Consider the following 16,748-nt stretch of genomic DNA (forward strand, 5'->3'; position numbering starts at 1 on the left):
TTTTGTAATTGTATAAAAATAAACTTTTATTCATCTTTGCTATGTTTATAATTTATTTAAATCACTAGCACAAACAAAGGCTTCACTAAAGGCAATTTGAAAATTAAAACCTCCGAGTTCACCTGTGATATCTAAGCATTCACCAATAAAATATAAATCTTTTTGTTTTAAACTTTCAAAACTATTATGATTTATTTCATCGGTATTTATTCCACCTTTTGTAACCTCGGCTTTTGTATATCCAAAGTTTCCAGCAGGTGGGAATTCGTAATATTTTAGTAGTTTTAATTTATCTTTTTCATCATCCGTTAGTTTTGAAACGCTCTTATCTTCAATCTCAACTGAGGCTAAAAACTCTTGCATAAATCTTTTTGGTAGAGGTAGAGCTGTTGATATAATTTTATTTCCACTTAAAAACTTTTCTAATTTCTGTTTTGGTAAAAAATCAATTGCAATTTTTCCTTTTTTCCAATAAAGTGAAGTTGTTAAAATAACAGGACCTGAACAGCCTTTGTGAGCAAATAATAATGAACCTTCAAAAGTTCTTCCTTCAACAAAAGTAAAAACGGGAATTGAAAGTCCTGAGAGATTTTTAAACCAAAACTGTTCTTTTTGAACAGTAAAACCTACAAGTGCGGGTTCTAATTTATTTATAGTGTGTCCAAACTTTTTTGCAATATCAAAACCTATACTTGAAGCTCCTAGCATGGCATACGATAAACCACCACTTGCAACAACAAGTTTCTTTGCTTCTATTAATTTTGAATTGGTTTTTATTTTATAATGTTTACTAAATTCCACATCTAAAACTGTTGTATTTAAATATTTTTTTACATGAGTAGTTAGTTTTGTAAACATATCTATAACATCTTGTGAAGAGTTACAAAAGTATGTTCCTTTTACTATTTTCGGATTTATTTTTGGAAATACACCATTTTTATTTAGAAAAGACAATAAATCATCTTTTGAGAATTTTTCTAATAACTCTTTTACAAAATCCCTATCTCCTAAATAGTTTTTAGAACTAACTAATTCATTTGTAATATTACATTTAGCTCCACCTGAAACTTTTATTTTAGGAGCTAATTTTACATTTGTATCTATTATGCAGATATCTTTGTATTTATTTCTATCTAGGTTTGAAGCCAACATTAAAGAGCTAGCTCCTGCTCCTATAATTGCTATATCGTAGATACTTCATCCTTTTTACATATAAATCTATTTATTCCATCAATATGTTCATATTCTAAAGTGTAGGCATTTGCTTTTAAAATATTATGAACTATATACAAACCTAAACCAAAAGAGTCTTTTGACTTATCTTCATTTGAAGAAAATGGCTCAAAATAGCTTTCAAGAGGATTTTCTAAAGCTTCGCCTTGATTTTCAAAAATTATATTATTATTATCATTTTTTATGATTACTTCTTTATTTGGCGAATATTTAAGAGCATTATCAATTAAATTCTTTATTGCAATTGAAAATAATTTAAAATTTATTTCTAGTTTTTTATTCTCAAATTTTCCTATTACATTTTCATCTTCTACCATTAGAATATCTTTTGCATTATCAATAATATCTTCTAGAAAATAAAACTTTTTTTCAATATTTTTAGAAGATGAAATTAACTCTTCTATTGAAGCAAATTCATTAATCAAAGATTCAAGTCTTGTAAAAACTGATTTTAATTTTTCATTATTTTCTTCATTTTGTTCAAGTTGAGTTAAAAACTTACCTTTTGTAATAGGAGTTTTAAGTTCATGCATAATATTTCTAATAAAAATATTTCTAGCTTCTTTTAGACTTTTTAATTTTAAAGCAGTTCTTTTGAATTCCATTCCTAAAAGAGAAACTTCATCTTTTGAATTACTATTACAACACTCAAAATCAAAGTTTTCATCACCAAGAGTTTTAACCTTATCTTTTAAAATTTTAAGAGGAATTAGTTTTCTAAAAGTTATTAAATATACCAAAATTATAGTTATCAATAAAATTGCAAAAACTAAAAATATATAAAGCTGAGAATTACTAGAGGAACTATTGTCATCTCTTATTAATAAAGTATCATTTCTTTTTTTAGCATAAATATAATTTTTATCATTTAAACTTAAAACTCTAAAAATATCATTATGTCTTGGATCATTTTTTTCTACCAATATTTTTGTTTGGGGATTATATGTTATTGCATTTATTTCTGAAATATTTTCATAATAAAGATATCCCATTTCTTCGAGATTTTTCAAAAAGTTCTCATCAATTCCTGTTCGACTTTGCCTAATAACCATTTTTATAACAGGAGCATATTTGTCTAAAAATTGTCCTTCTTTAGCTCTGTAATCATTTGCGATTAAAATTAAAAAACTACTGATTACTAAAAGTATTGATATTATAAAACTTACACTTATTGTAAAAAAAATTGATTGTCTATTCATTGTATAAATTTGTATCCCATTCCTCTTATTGTATGTAAATACTGTGGTTCTTTTGAATTATCTTCTATTTTATGTCTTATTCTATTTATAATAACTGCTAAAGAACCTGTACTTTCATAATCTTGATTTAGTATATCTGAGTTTTCAAATATATCTTCCCTCGAAATTACAAAACCTTCTCTTTTAATAAAAAGTGATAATACCTCAAACTCCCCTGCTGTTAGTTTAATATAGTTTCCATTTTTTGTAATTTCTCTTTTATCGCTATCTAAAACAAAAGTTTTATTTTTATTTTCTTCTTGAATATTTGAGTGATTAAATCTTCGTAAAATTGTTTTAATTCTAATTTCTAATTCTCTTGGGTCATAAGGTTTTGGTAAGTAATCATCAGCTCCAAGCTGCAAAGCTATTACTTTATCTGTGATATCGCTTCTTGCACTTGAAATTATAATTGGAATATTAAAATCTTTTACGATAGCTTTACAAACATCTAATCCATCCATTCCAGGAAGTGTTAAATCTAAAATAATTAAATCATATTTATTCATTTTTAAAGATGAAAGAGCCAAAAATGGCTCTTCATAATTGGTAACTTCCATATTAAATTGCTTTAAATATTGTGTTAGAACATTTGCTAATTCTAAATCATCTTCTATCATTGCAATTTTTATCAAAATCTATCCTTTTAAATAGTTCCTATTTAAAAGGAACCTAATTATTTTCAATTTACTTTTCTAAGGAACTTTAGAAAAAGCCTTATAATTTTTTATTCATTTTTTCTTTTCTTAAATCCATTAAAACTTTTAATTGTTCTTTTTGTTTAGCTGTTAAAACAGCATAAGATTTTTCTAATATTTCTGCATTTGATTTTAACATATTATCTCTTTTTTCATTCATAATCTTAATATATTTTGCTTTATCAAAACCATCTTTTGTAAATGCATCATCAAAGCTTTCCATATTTGCTCTATTTTCTAATACTATTTTTTCAATTTGAGCATCTTGTTCAGGAGTTAAGTTTAATCTTTTAAACATTCCAACTACTGATCTTTCATCATGTTTTCCACCTTTTTGCATTGAACCTTTTTTCATCATACAAGATGAATCTCTATCTTTTTTCATTTGCTCATTTCCTGCAAATAATCCTGTTGCTAAAAGTGTACTTAATGCTAATCCTGTTATCATTTTATTTCTTGTTGTCATTTTAAATCCTTTTTAATTTTGGTATTTGAAATTGTTACATTACTGTTTTAACCATTTATAAATTTTATATTAATGGAAACTTAATCAAAGCAAAAAAAGAAGAAATTATTTTTCTTTTGATATAATAAACACTTGAAATATAATATTAAGAATAATATCTATGAAACTATCAAAATTTATTAATAAATTCATTTTTTCTATTGCTTTTATATGCACTACAGTAGTATTTTTTGTATCTATTTTCTTCCAATATATGAGCTATAAAAAAGATATTCAGCATATAAAAAAAGAATTTATTCAATATAAAAAAAATGAATTAATAAAAGAAATACAAATTATTTATAACTTAGTCGATCAAAATAACAGTACTTTAGAAAAGCTAACTAAAAATTTACCAGCAAATAGTGACATAAAAGAGATTGAAAGAGTAAATAAAAATAATATACTAGATCTGCTTGCATCATATCTTGTGGGTAAAGATGGATATATTTATGTTAATACTTTAGATGGTAAGGCATTGATTTGGGATGGAAAAAGACTTGACACTCCAATAGAACATCCAGATAAAGAATTATTACAAAAACAAATTGATTCAACAAAAAAAGATGGTTTTTTATTTTATAAATTTAAAAAACCAGATACCATGGAAAAGTATGAAAAAATCGCATTTGTTAAAGAGTATGAAAAATATGGCTGGATCATAGGTACAGGTGCATACTTAGATGAAATTGAAATAGAATTAACAAGAAAAGAAGCAATTTTTAGAAAAAGTATAGAAAATCAGATTATGAGTTTATTTACAATTTTTATTCTAATTTTAATTGTTATTTATATTATTTCAAAAAAATTATCAAAATATATAAAAATAAATATTCAAAATCTTACTTCTTCTTTTGAACAAGCTGCTAAAGCAAGTGTAAAAATCAATACAAATGATTTAACATTTAAAGAGTTCATTTCCCTTGCAAATAATTTAAATAGTGTTTTAGAAAATAAAAACTATACAAAAAAGAAGCTACAAGACTACATAAATATTGTAAATGAAAATATTATAATCTCATCTACAGATAAGCAAGGAATAATTACAGATGTAAGTGAAGCTTTTTGTAAAATTTCTGGCTATAAAAAAGAAGAATTAATTGGACAGACTCACCGTTTAATAAGACATCCTGAAACACCTGATTCTTTTTATAAAAATATGTGGGATACTTTATTTAGCAAAAAAGAGTGGAAAGGTGAAATTAAAAATAAAGATAAAAATGGTCAAGATTATTGGGTTCTTGCAGTAATAACACCAACTCTCAAAAATGATGAAATTATAGGATTCACTGCTATTAGAACAAATATTACAGATAAAAAACATATTGAATATTTATCAATAACAGATGAATTAACGCAACTTTATAATAGAAGATTTTTTAACATAAAAATAGAAAAAGAAATTAATAGAGCAAAAAGAGAAAATAGTTATCTATCTTTTTTAATAATAGATGTAGATTATTTTAAAGATTATAATGATAGTTATGGTCATCAAAAAGGTGATTTAGCTCTTCAAGAAGTTGCAAATATACTTAAGAAATATACAAATAGAAGTAGTGATTTTGCATTTAGATTAGGTGGTGAAGAGTTTGGAATTATTACTAGACTTGATAAAGAAAAAATTATTGAATTTTCAAATAATATAAAAAATGACATAGAAGAGCTTCATATTAATCACAATAAAAGTTCTATCTCAAAATATTTAACTATTTCAATTGGTATTACATCAAAAATAGGTTTTGATCTTTTAGATACTAATACTTTATATAAAGAAGCTGATGATGCACTATATAGTGCTAAAAATAATGGAAGGAATTGTATCTTTATACAAGAATAAAAATGAAAATAAGAATTGGAACTTTTAATTTATATCAATTTGCAGAACCTCCATTTTCATGGTATACAAAAAAAGAAAAATTTACTTCTGAGCAATGGATTGAAAAAACAACTTGGATAAAACAGCAAATCACAAATATGAATTGTGATATTGTTGGTTTTCAAGAAGTTTTTTCTAAAGATGCATTAAAAGAGTTAGTTGGGGAATTGGGTTTTAAATATTTTAAAACAGTTGATAATGCAAAAATCAGTAAAAATAATGATAAGATTTATACAAGTACAACTGTAGCGCTTGCATCAAAATATCCTATTAAAAACTTACATAAAGTTGATATTGATTTTACAGCTTTAAAAAAACATCACTATGAAGGTTTCTTTAAATTTGCAAGAGAACCAATTAAAGCCACAATTAGCTTAGAAAATGAAAAAGAATTAGATGTCTATGTGTGTCATTTAAAATCAAATAGAGATAATGAATTTGAATATATTTTTACAAAAAACACATCAATGGAAGAAAAACTAGAAAAAGTCTCAAAAGCTTTACAAGATAATTACTCTATATCATTAAAGCAAAGACTTTGCGAGGCAAGTTCACTTTATACAAATATTAAAAGAACAAAAAAACCTGCTGTTTTATTAACAGATTTAAATGATAAAGAATTTTCTTTAACTATTGATGCTTTAACAAATAGAAAGTATCATGAAGAAAAAAGGAAAAATGATAAATTTTTACTTTTAGATGCTTATCATCTTGATGAGAAAGAAGTTTATAATCCTCATCCTGAATTTAAAGGTTTAAAAAGAACTCCAACAAGCTATTTTGCAGGAAAAGGAAATGTTTTAGATTATATTTTTGTATCAAATAAATTTAATAAAGAATCAAAAGATAGTATAGGTGAAGTAGTATCTTATGAAGTATTAGATGAACACTTACAAAAAAATCAAAACGGCTCACTTCTAAATAGTGACCATGCACAAGTAGTTTGTGAGATTAAATTTAGCTAAAAAAACAAAATTATATAAAAAAATTAATACTAATACAAAAAAGCCACTTTTTGCACACTTCAATTTATTATAATTCTTCTATAATAAATTTTGCAGTAATTTATTATAAGAGCAACCCATAAAAAATACAAACAATTATTTATAAATCGTTCATGCTCTTCCTTAAGTACTAAAAAGAGAAAGTGTGCTTTCATTCTCTTTTTTAAAAGATTTCTCAAAATAAATCTCCTAAGTTTATTTTTTATGAAATCTTTTTTTGAATTTTAATATAGAATAAATTTCCCTCCTAATGATTTATTCTATGCATGTACCCTAAGTTAAAAAGAGAGTTTTCCCTACTCTCTTTTTTTTATTTTCTTAATTTCAATAAAACAAAGATTCTACCAAAAAATAATCCACTTAAAATTCCATATATAAAAGAAATCCCACAAATAAATGTAACTTCATTTAATATTGCTAAGTGTTTTGCAATAACAACAGCAACAAAATATTTTGTAAAAAATATAATCATTATTAAAATAAATGGAATAATACTTCCTTTGATAAAAAATATTTTTAATTTTGTATCATAAGTACTATTTTTTGGAAGTTTTAATAATAAGTTTAATAAAACAGCAATAATCAATCCTATAAGCCAACAAAAAATACTTTTAGCTTCCAAACCAAAAGCAGAAATAAGGCCATAAAAAGATAAACAAATCATAGATATAGGTAAAATTATCGCTTTTTGTAATGAAACATTTCTATCTTTTAATTGTAATAATCCAACAATAACTAAAACAATAAAAAGTATAAATACCCAAATAGGAGTTTTACTTATAATTTCCATTTACTTATTTCCTTAAATACCTCAAAGTCGTAGCAATAATATCATCGTCATCTTTACTTGGAGATTTTATACTCTCTTTTGTATCATCAGCTTTTGTAAATGTAATATTCATCTCATAAGAGCTAATAGTTTGAATACCTTTATCAAGAGCAAGTATTTTTATAATGATTAGTTCTATAAACTGTTTTGTATAAATATCAGGTTTCCCAAACCTATCTTCCATCTCTTCTTCTATTTTATAAACTTCTTGAATATCGCTAGCCTTACTTAGTCTTCTATAAAGTTCAAGTCTAACTCTATCTTCACTAATATAATCATCAGAAATATATGCAGAAATTGCAAGTTTAATATCAACTGTTTTTTTCTCTGGCTTATCATCACCACTAAGACTTGCGAGTGCATCTTCAAGCATTTTTAAATATAAACCATACCCTATTTGTTTGATATGTCCACTTTGTGCTTCACCTATGATATTTCCACCACCTCTGATTTCTAAATCTTGGTGAGCTAAGGCTGTTCCACTTCCTAAATATGAGTTAGACTCTAAAGCAACAAGTCTTTTTACGGCATCATCTGTGATTTGTTTTTTATCTTCAACTACGTAGTAACAAAATCCTTCTTTATTGCTTCTTCCGACTCTTCCTCTTAACTGATGTAAATCAGCAATACCAAATCTATCAGCTCCATCAATGATAATTGAGTTCGCATTTGGCAAGTGAAGACCTGATTCAACAATAGAAGTTGCAAGCAAAATATCAAACTCTTTATCTTCAAAGGCTTCTATTATTTTTTCTGCTAATTCTGGTTTTATCTGAGAGTGAATTACTTGAATTTTAATTCCTGGAATTATTTGTTCTAAATCACTTTTTTTAGCTTCAATTGAAGCAATGTTATTATGAACATAAAATAACTGTCCGCCTCTTCTTTTTTCTCTTAGAACCACTTCTTTGATAAGTTTATCACTAAATTCTTTTACATAAGTTCGAACACCTAATCTCTCACTAGGAGGAGTAAGAAGAGAGCTCATACCTTTTAGTTTTGATAAAGCAAGATTTAGAGTTCGTGGAATTGGTGTTGCACTCATTGAGAATATGTGAACATCTTCTCTTAATTGTTTTAATTTCTCTTTTTGTTTTACACCAAATTTATGTTCTTCATCAATAATCACTAATGCTAAATCTTTTGTTTTTACACCTAATAAAGAGTGTGTTCCAATCACTATTTGAATACTTCCATCTTCAAGTGCTTTTTTAATACTTGTTTTTTCTTTTGCTGATGTTTTTCCATCTAATTTGGCAACATTTATTCCAAACTCTTTAAACCTTTTTTGAATTCCATGAAAATGTTGAGAAGCTAAAAGTGTAGTAGGACAGATAAATAAAGCTTGAAAACCATCCAATACAACAGCTAACATTGCATTCATTGCAACTTCTGTTTTACCAAATCCAACATCTCCTGAGAGAAGTCTATCCATAACTCTTCCACTACTTAAATCAGTAAATATTTCCCTAATACTTCTTTTTTGATCTTTTGTATAATCAAATCCTGCACTTTTTGGAAAATCTTCAAGTAGTTTTTTCTCCGTATTTATTTTTATACCATTTACAAGTTCCCTTGCAGCTGCTAGTTTTATAATATCATTTGCAATTGCAAATAATCTATCTTTTACTTTCTCTTTTAACTTTGCAAAGCTTCCCTTACCAAGTTTATCAACAACCGCATAAGAGCTTCCATCAGCTACATATCTATCAATTAAATCTATGTTTTCAACTGGAATTAAAAGCTTGTCATCACCTGCATACATAACAATAACAAAGTCTCTTTTAGCTCCCATTACAGTAACAGGTTCTATTCCTTTGTATTGACCAATTCCATGTTTTTCATGTACTACATAGTCATTTAATTGAAGCTCATCAAGAACTAGTTTTACTTTTTTCTTTCTTCTTTTTTTTACTTCTTTGTTTAGTGAAATTATTACTTCGTTATTTCCAAGAAGATTTAAAATATAGTTTTCAAAAACATATTTAATATTTTTGTCATTTAAATCTAAGTCGTAACCTTTAACCTTAGCTTCAGTTCCTGAAATAATAGTAATTTTTTTCTCTTTGTGAAAAGATATAAATTCTTTTACATTTGCGGGTGCTATTTCTTGGTAACTTTTACTAGAATAAATTTGAGGTGTTAATAAAAACTTATCTTTGTTTATTCTTTTTTCTTCAAAAACATAAACTTCTTCAAGTTCATCTAAAGCATCTTGAGTGATAAATGAAGATAATCTTTGAGGTAAATACTCCCCTAAATCATTTAGATACCAAAATCCAAGTGAGTGAATATCTTTGATAAATGCATCACTTGATACGGTTTCTATTTGCTCATTTATTGCACCCATTGACTCTTCATCAAGAGCCAAAAATGCAGGGTTAATAGAAAAAGTTTCTATCTCTTCTTTTAGTGATTTTTGATCTTCAATATCAAACTTTCTAATACTCTCAACTTCATCATCAAAAAGTGAAACCCTAAATCCTAAATCACTTCCCAAAGGGCAAATATCAATAATATCTCCCCTAATAGAAACCTCACCTTCACTTGTAACAATATCTACAAAATAGTATCCCCAGTTGTAAAGTTTTGATTTAAATTCATCGATTTTAATAGTACCAGCGAAGTTAATAGTAAAGCTATCAAAGCACTTTTCTTTTGGAAGAGCATATGAAATAGTTCTAATAGGAGAAATAAGAATTTTATCTTGTTTTTTGTAGTTATAATAAGAGTTTAAAGCTTTTGTAATATCTTGAAGTTCGCTTGAGAATGATAATAAATCATCTCCAAAATTTGCTCTAAAATCAGCTAAAACAAAAGGAGTAAAACCTAAATATGAGATGATATCAGAAGCTACTTGAGCTTGTCTATCATCATTTACGATTAGAAGTTGACACTCTTTTACTCTTTTTTCATCTTTTAGATTCTTAAAAAAATCATAAATATTTTTCACTATTTTTCTACTTGTACTAACTCAAAATCATTTGTATCTTTATCATAATAATAAGTAGGATAAGGCGTTTCATTTAATAAAAAGATTAAATTTGCATCATTAAAACTGTTTTTTTGAAGACCTTTTCTAAACACTTCTAAAATATAAGCTTTTGTAGAAAATGTTGTAGTTGTTGAGTGTGCTGTATACACAAAGTCCTCACCTTCAACAGCTTTAAAGCCCTCTTTTTTTACATGTTTTTCAAACTTTTCTTTATCTTCTAAACCACCAACATCTAATAAAACTACTACTTCAATACCTTCCATCTTACCCTCAAAACTTTTTTGTGGTATTTTATCATATAAAAGTTTTGTTATTGATTTTAAATAAAAATAATTTTTTATTTATTATGATATAATCTAGTATTATTAAAGTTTATAAATAAACTCACTTTTTTTTAGAAAGGATTGAAAATGAATTATGAAATACTAAGTAAACTTGCAATGGAAGAAACAGATAAATTAAAAAGTGAAAAATCAATTTTAGCAAAAAGAAATGATATTTTACATATGGAAATTGAAAATCTAAAAAAAATGATAAGAGAATTACAAGCAGATAAAGAAGAGCTAACTAAAGAAATTGAATCTTTAAAAAGTGTTTTAGAGTTCAAAGAAGAAGAGAAAAAACAAGAGAGTTTTTCTTATTATTCGTAAACTTTTTAAGATATGGCCATTTTAGCAATATTTTTCCATAAAAACGCTGGTATTTTATTTTCTAACCCCCATGTTATACTCATAGGCAAAGAGCCATAATGACTTTTATATTTTACTTTTCCTAAACAAATATAAGTCATAGTATTTTTATTTTTATCATGATTTGATTCCCTAACAAATAGTATTATATTTTTACCATCTTTTTCATGATTTATATAACTTCTACCTTTTGGTGTATCTGGTTTTGTAGAGTTTTGTGATTGCCAATGAAATAAAGTATCACTTATTGCATAATCATCATACATAGTTGTAGGAGAATACTTATCTTCTGTTTTTTCCAAAGTTACAAATAGAAGTTCTGTATTTTTATCTTTTATATTTAAAACTCCTTCTCTACTACTCGATTTATTTTCAAAGATATTTTGTTCAAAAGCACATAATATTTGATCTCTTGTATATCTTGAATGAATTTTTAATGGGCAAGGATAGGGAAGTATTAAATCATTTTCTAGATAGTTTATTTTATTTATAAGTATTTTTAGAACTTCTTGCATTTCATTAACAAGCAATCTGTTTTTTCCTATATATTTTATTCCATTTTCAAAAGAATCAAACTTATTAGGCTCTTGCCAGAAATCATAATAAAGCATCATTAACATTAATCTTTCTTCTTCTAGTGAAATAAAGTCTAAATTAAAATCATTTTTAATCACTTTTAAAATAAATTCAAAATAACTAATAGATTTAGTTAATAACCATTTTTTAGAAACAATTCTAATTGTCTCTTTTTCATTTATTTCTTCAAACTCTTTTATAATTCCTGCTTCATAACAAAGTTTTGTAAAGGTATCATTTTTATATAAATTTTCAAAAGGAATATGATTTATTTTTGTAAAATTATCTATTGTTAATGGTAAAGTTGTATGATTTCTAAAATCTCGTATTTTTCCAATAAGTTGGCTTCTTCTATAGTTTGTTGCTTTTTTAATATTATTTAAAATATGTTCTTTTGCTTTTTTTTCTAAAACTATAGAACAACCTAATGGTAAATGAGGGAATTCATTTTCTATTTCATCTTTAACAGAACTTGATGTTTTACCTATTAAACTTCTAAATTTTCCTTCAAAATCATATTCATCTCTTGAATTACCTACAAAATCTAATACGGTTAGACAATCTTTATTATCAGCAAATCTAAGACCACGACCTAATTGCTGTAAAAAAACAGTTAAACTCTCAGTTGGTCGTAAAAATAGAATAGTATCAATTTGAGGGATATCCACCCCTTCATTAAAAATATCTACAACAAAAAGATAATTAATCTCTTTGTTTAATAATCTTGATTTTACACTATCTCTATTTGCACTTCCACTTATTAAATAATCTGCTTTTAATCCAGTTTCAATAAATTTTTCACTCATATATTTAGCATGTTCTTGTGTAACACAAAAACCTAAAGCCACAACTTCATTTATATTAGTTAAATATTCTTCACACTTTTGAATTATATCGTTAACTCTAGTTTCTGTTGTAAAAGCATCTGTTAATTCACTAGACTGGTATTTACCATTTTGCCATTTAATATTTTTTAAATCTACGTTATCACTTATTCCAAAATATTGAAAAGGACAAAGTAGTTTTCTATTTAATGCTTCAGGAAGTCTTATCTCAGAAGAGATGACTCCACAAAAGTCATCTAATATATCTTCATTATCCATTCTTTCAGGAGTTGCAGTAAGCCCTAAAAGTATTTGAGGCTCAAATTTTTGTAAAATTGGTCTATAACTTTTTGCAGTTATATGATGAACTTCATCAATAATTATAAAATCATAATAATCTTTACTTAGCAAAAGTTCATTAATATTGTTTTGTAAAGTCTGAACCGATGCAAAAACATATTCATTTGATGTGGGTGTAATTCCATCTACCCAAAGTTCTCCAAAATTATTATCTCTTAATATTCCTTGAAAAGTGGCTCTTGCTTGAAGTAAAATTTCTTTTCTATGTGCTATAAAAAGAAGTCTGGCGCTTTTATTTTCACTCTTTTTTATATTCCTAAATCTTTTATAATCAAATGCACTAATAACAGTTTTTCCAGTTCCTGTTGCAGCAACTAGAAGATTTTTATATCTATTATGGATTTGTCTTTGAACTTGTAACTCTTCTAATATTTCTTCTTGATAGTGAAATGGTTTTATTTCAAAATATGCACTTGCACTATTTTTATCAATTATAGAATCATTTTTTAATGCTTTTTGTAATTTTAAAGTATTTTCTTTTGTAAATAATTCGAACTCTTTATCTTCCCAATATGTTTCAAATGTTTTTTCAAACTTTTTGATTATATGCGATATTTCAGCTGTTGTTACTTTTAGATTCCATTCCAAACCACTTGTTAGTGCATTTCTTGAAATATTTGAAGAACCTATATATCCTGTATGAAAACCTGTATCTCTAAAAAATAAATATGATTTTGCATGTAATCTTTCATTTGCAGTATTGTAAGAAATTTTGACTTGAGTATTAGCTAAGCTTGATAAAAACTCAACTGCTTTTAAATCAGTTGCACCCATATATGAAGTTGTTATGATTTTAATTTCTTTACCTTTTGAAGTGAACTCTCTTAATTCTTTTTCAAATATTCTTATTCCTGACCATTTTATAAATGAAACTAAAAAGTAGATTTTATCAGAAGATAAAATCTCTTTTTTGATTTCACTTTCAAGGGAAATACCTGCATTACTTCCGGTAAAGAGTTCACTTTGAGTAAGCCCCGTATATGGTGTGATTTCTTTTATATAGTTATCGAAATTATTAATATTAGAATCAATTTTTGGTAAAACTGCTTTTAAAATAGAAGTATTTAATTCAAGTAAATTTTGTTTAAAATCTTGTTTATCTATCTCATTTTTAAGTAGAAGTAAGATTTTATTTATTAGTTCAACTTGCTTAGAAAAACTATTTTCACCAGTTATTAAATCTAAGGCAATTTTTAATATCTTAGATAAATATTGAGTTAAAATTAGGGAAGCTTCACTTTTTTCTAAAGGAATAGTTTTTAAATAAAATTTATCTTTATCCAAAGAATTTAGTTTTTCAACTATTAAACCATTTATTAGTTGCTCATAAATACCAAATTTTAACTCTTTATTTTCCATAAAATATTTTAATACTTATTTCATAACTAAAGTTGAAACAAATCCAATCAACCCACCAAAAACAGCTCCCCAAATAACTAACCATCCTAAATGTTCTTTTATCATATCTTGAACAATTTCTTTTACCATTGCTGGTGTTAATTCTTCTAATCTTACATTTACTATTTTGCTTAATTTACTATAAATATCTTCACTTAAATCTTCTGATTTTAAAGCTTCACTTAGAACTTCTTGGAAAGCATCACTTTGTGAAATTGTGATAATTGAAGCTTGTAGTTTTTTTGTAAATGGATCTCTTAATGGCTCTAAAGCTGCCTCTCCTCCAAACATTCCTAACATTCCACCAAAGCTTGATTGCATTACTGATTCTTTTAATGATTCATAAGCTGGTGAAAAATCTGTTTTGTTTAGGATTTTTTCAAAATCTACATTTTTCTTTGCACTATTTACCTCATCTTGGAAAAATCTTGTAAGGTTTTCACGTGTAAAAAATTGATTCATAAGTAAGTTATGTATTGATAATTTAAACTGTGAAAATTTACTTTCAATAACTCCACTTCCATATAAAAAAGGTACTTTTTCAAATAACATATGAATTGCTAAGGTATTTGTAACAGCTCCACTTAGAGCAAAAAGCCCTATCATAAATATTGTGTCATTTCCATTTGAATAACCATAAGCCATAATTAAAACTGTGATTAAATTTGTAATATCTGATTTGTTCATTTTGATAAATCCTTTATTTTTTTATTTTAGATTTTAGCATAAGTTTTTAAAACGTTTTATAAATAAAATCTGTCACCTCTTTGTAATCAAAGATACATATAATTTTATAAATTAGGAGTATAAATGATTGATATTCAAAAAGAGATAGAAAAAAAGTTCCCAAATATAAATAAAAAAGACAATTTTTTAAAAAAGTCTTTATTTAAAGTAGCAAAAAAAATAGTACATGAAGACTCTATAAACCAGTTTTTAATACAAAATGAACACTTAAAAGGTTTTGAGTTTGTTGATGCTGTATTAGATTATTTTGATTTTGATTATACTGTTTCAAGTAATGATCTACAAAATATTCCAACAAGTGGGAAAGTGGTAATCATTGCAAATCATCCTTTAGGTGGACTTGATGCACTTTGTTTATTAAGACTTATTTCTCAGGTGCGAAAGGATGTGAAAATTATAGCTAATGATTTTCTAGCTGGATTTGAAGCATTAAATTCTCTTCTAATTCCAATAGATAATTATAAATTAAGACAATCAAAAAATGATATAAAAAAGATTTATGAAGCACTAAATAACGAAGAAGCTATTATTATATTTCCAGCAGGGGAAGTTAGTCGTGCTACAACCAAAGGGATAAAAGATCCAGCTTGGAGTAAGGGATTTTTAAACTTTGCACAAAATGCAAATGCTCCTATTTTACCTGTATTTTTAGATGCAAAAAATTCTAAAACTTTCTATACAATTTCAGTAATAAATAAAACTTTTTCTACTCTTTTATTATCACATGAAATGTTTAATAAAAAATCAAAAAGAATTCCCATAAAAATTGGTCAAATAATACCAAATGAGAATATTGTTCCAAAAGGTATTGATAAAAAATATTTATTAAATCTTTATAGAAAACATTTATATAGCTTAAAAAAAGGGAAAAAATCTTTTTTTGAAACACAAAGTGCAATTGCTCATCCTGTTAGTAGAATTGATTTATTAAATGAATTAAAAAGATCAAAACTCATAGGTCAAACCTCAGATGGTAAAAAAATTTACTTATATGACTATGTTGAAGACTCAATTGTTTTAAAAGAGCTTGGAAGACTAAGAGAGTTATCTTTTAGAAAAGTAGGAGAAGGTGTAAATAAAAAAAGAGATACTGATAAGTATGATATTTATTACCAACATATTATTTTATGGGATGAAAATGATTTAGAAATTGTAGGTTCTTATAGAATTGGGAATTCTGATTTTATTTTCAAAAACATTGGAGTGAAAGGTTTTTATTCAAATAACCTTTTTAAATATAATGAAGAATTTACACCATATTTGAAAAACTCAATTGAGCTTGGACGAAGTTTTGTTCAACCTAAATATTGGGGAACAAGAGCTTTGGATTATCTTTGGTTTGGAATTGGCGCATATTTAAAAAATAATCCAAATATCAAATATATGTTTGGACCTGTTTCTATGAGTGCCTCTTTTCCAACGGTTGCAAAAGATATGATGATATTTTATTATAGTCATTATTACAAAGAAAATCAGAATTTAGTTGAGGGGAAAAATCCATATCAATACTCAAATAACATCAGCGAATTAAAAGAGCTTTTTGATTTAGAAGATAAGAAAAAAGACTTCAAATTTTTAAAGTCTGCCTTAGCAAATATTGGAGTTACAGTTCCAACTTTATATAAACAATATAGTGAAATCACCGAAGAAGATGGTGTTAAATTTTTAAGTTTTAATATTGATAAAAATTTTGGTGATTGTATTGATGGATTTATTTTAGTAGAAGTTGATAAAATCAAAGAGAGTGCAAAAAAACGATATATAGATAAAGAGTAG

13 protein-coding genes are annotated in these 16,748 nt (G+C 25.8%); 4 read left to right on the forward strand and 9 right to left on the reverse strand.

Annotated elements, in window-relative coordinates; genetic code table 11:
- Positions 1-45 precede the first annotated feature (45 nt).
- The 4 genes from ABVS04_RS00255 to ABVS04_RS00270 all read right to left on the reverse strand — a co-directional run bounded on the left by ABVS04_RS00255 (position 46) and on the right by ABVS04_RS00270 (position 3,635).
- Entirely contained in the window at positions 46-1,152 is a 1,107-nt protein-coding gene (locus ABVS04_RS00255) for an NAD(P)/FAD-dependent oxidoreductase (RefSeq protein WP_368028640.1), read from the reverse strand.
- Between the two features lie 29 nt (positions 1,153-1,181).
- On the reverse strand, positions 1,182-2,432 hold the full coding sequence (locus tag ABVS04_RS00260; protein ID WP_368028641.1) for an ArsS family sensor histidine kinase: 1,251 nt from the start codon (positions 2,430-2,432) through the stop codon (positions 1,182-1,184).
- Positions 2,429-3,106 carry a response regulator transcription factor gene (locus ABVS04_RS00265; RefSeq protein ID WP_368028642.1) on the reverse strand — a complete coding sequence of 226 codons (678 nt, stop codon included), beginning with the start codon at positions 3,104-3,106 and terminating at the stop codon, positions 2,429-2,431. Before ABVS04_RS00265 ends, ABVS04_RS00260 begins: the two co-directional genes overlap by 4 nt.
- A gap of 82 nt (positions 3,107-3,188) precedes the next feature.
- On the reverse strand, positions 3,189-3,635 hold the full coding sequence (locus tag ABVS04_RS00270; protein ID WP_368028643.1) for a Spy/CpxP family protein refolding chaperone: 447 nt from the start codon (positions 3,633-3,635) through the stop codon (positions 3,189-3,191).
- A gap of 160 nt (positions 3,636-3,795) precedes the next feature.
- On the opposite strand from ABVS04_RS00270, the gene ABVS04_RS00275 reads away from it, so the two are divergent.
- Both ABVS04_RS00275 and ABVS04_RS00280 read left to right on the forward strand, forming a co-directional pair.
- Entirely contained in the window at positions 3,796-5,511 is a 1,716-nt protein-coding gene (locus ABVS04_RS00275) for a diguanylate cyclase (protein ID WP_368028644.1), read from the forward strand.
- Positions 5,512-5,513: 2 nt separating this feature from the next.
- Complete coding sequence (locus tag ABVS04_RS00280; protein ID WP_368028645.1) at positions 5,514-6,515, forward strand: endonuclease/exonuclease/phosphatase family protein; 1,002 nt, start codon at positions 5,514-5,516, stop codon at positions 6,513-6,515.
- Between the two features lie 349 nt (positions 6,516-6,864).
- Here ABVS04_RS00280 and ABVS04_RS00285 read toward each other — a convergent pair whose 3' ends face one another.
- Genes ABVS04_RS00285 through ABVS04_RS00295 form a run of 3 tightly spaced genes read right to left on the reverse strand, consistent with a single transcriptional unit; the run spans position 6,865 to position 10,641 of the window.
- On the reverse strand, positions 6,865-7,344 hold the full coding sequence (locus ABVS04_RS00285) for a DUF6622 family protein (RefSeq protein ID WP_368028646.1): 480 nt from the start codon (positions 7,342-7,344) through the stop codon (positions 6,865-6,867).
- A 4-nt stretch (positions 7,345-7,348) separates the two neighbouring features.
- Positions 7,349-10,336 carry a transcription-repair coupling factor gene (gene mfd, locus ABVS04_RS00290; protein ID WP_368028647.1) on the reverse strand — a complete coding sequence of 996 codons (2,988 nt, stop codon included), beginning with the start codon at positions 10,334-10,336 and terminating at the stop codon, positions 7,349-7,351.
- Positions 10,336-10,641, reverse strand: a complete 306-nt coding sequence (locus tag ABVS04_RS00295) for a hypothetical protein (RefSeq protein WP_368028648.1) — start codon at positions 10,639-10,641, stop codon at positions 10,336-10,338. Before ABVS04_RS00295 ends, mfd begins: the two co-directional genes overlap by 1 nt.
- A gap of 147 nt (positions 10,642-10,788) precedes the next feature.
- Between ABVS04_RS00295 and ABVS04_RS00300 the strand changes: the two genes are divergently transcribed.
- The gene (locus ABVS04_RS00300) at positions 10,789-11,028 is read left to right on the forward strand and encodes a hypothetical protein (RefSeq protein ID WP_368028649.1); all 240 of its coding nucleotides are present in this window, start codon (positions 10,789-10,791) and stop codon (positions 11,026-11,028) included.
- Between the two features lie 5 nt (positions 11,029-11,033).
- Here the strand turns inward: ABVS04_RS00300 and ABVS04_RS00305 are convergent, their stop codons facing one another.
- The gene (locus ABVS04_RS00305) at positions 11,034-14,186 is read right to left on the reverse strand and encodes a DUF3427 domain-containing protein (RefSeq protein ID WP_368028650.1); all 3,153 of its coding nucleotides are present in this window, start codon (positions 14,184-14,186) and stop codon (positions 11,034-11,036) included.
- Between the two features lie 15 nt (positions 14,187-14,201).
- A complete protein-coding gene (locus tag ABVS04_RS00310; protein ID WP_368028651.1) occupies positions 14,202-14,912 on the reverse strand; it encodes a DUF445 domain-containing protein in 711 nt (236 codons plus the stop codon).
- A 123-nt stretch (positions 14,913-15,035) separates the two neighbouring features.
- Between ABVS04_RS00310 and ABVS04_RS00315 the strand changes: the two genes are divergently transcribed.
- Positions 15,036-16,748 (forward strand): lysophospholipid acyltransferase family protein, encoded by a 1,713-nt coding sequence (locus tag ABVS04_RS00315; RefSeq protein WP_368028652.1) that lies wholly within the window; start codon positions 15,036-15,038, stop codon positions 16,746-16,748.

The organism is Arcobacter sp. s6, assembly GCF_040884245.1.
Taxonomy (GTDB): domain Bacteria; phylum Campylobacterota; class Campylobacteria; order Campylobacterales; family Arcobacteraceae; genus Aliarcobacter.

Excerpts from the sequence above, each read along its gene's own strand:
- ABVS04_RS00255 (WP_368028640.1), bottom strand. The coding sequence starts at position 1,152 with ATGTTGGCTTCAAACCTAGATAGAAATAAATACAAAGATATCTGCATA.
- ABVS04_RS00260 (WP_368028641.1), bottom strand. The coding sequence starts at position 2,432 with ATGAATAGACAATCAATTTTTTTTACAATAAGTGTAAGTTTTATAATA.
- ABVS04_RS00270 (WP_368028643.1), bottom strand. The coding sequence starts at position 3,635 with ATGACAACAAGAAATAAAATGATAACAGGATTAGCATTAAGTACACTT.
- ABVS04_RS00275 (WP_368028644.1), top strand. The coding sequence starts at position 3,796 with ATGAAACTATCAAAATTTATTAATAAATTCATTTTTTCTATTGCTTTT.
- ABVS04_RS00280 (WP_368028645.1), top strand. The coding sequence starts at position 5,514 with ATGAAAATAAGAATTGGAACTTTTAATTTATATCAATTTGCAGAACCT.
- ABVS04_RS00285 (WP_368028646.1), bottom strand. The coding sequence starts at position 7,344 with ATGGAAATTATAAGTAAAACTCCTATTTGGGTATTTATACTTTTTATT.
- ABVS04_RS00295 (WP_368028648.1), bottom strand. The coding sequence starts at position 10,641 with ATGGAAGGTATTGAAGTAGTAGTTTTATTAGATGTTGGTGGTTTAGAA.
- ABVS04_RS00300 (WP_368028649.1), top strand. The coding sequence starts at position 10,789 with ATGAATTATGAAATACTAAGTAAACTTGCAATGGAAGAAACAGATAAA.
- ABVS04_RS00305 (WP_368028650.1), bottom strand. The coding sequence starts at position 14,186 with ATGGAAAATAAAGAGTTAAAATTTGGTATTTATGAGCAACTAATAAAT.
- ABVS04_RS00310 (WP_368028651.1), bottom strand. The coding sequence starts at position 14,912 with ATGAACAAATCAGATATTACAAATTTAATCACAGTTTTAATTATGGCT.
- ABVS04_RS00315 (WP_368028652.1), top strand. The coding sequence starts at position 15,036 with ATGATTGATATTCAAAAAGAGATAGAAAAAAAGTTCCCAAATATAAAT.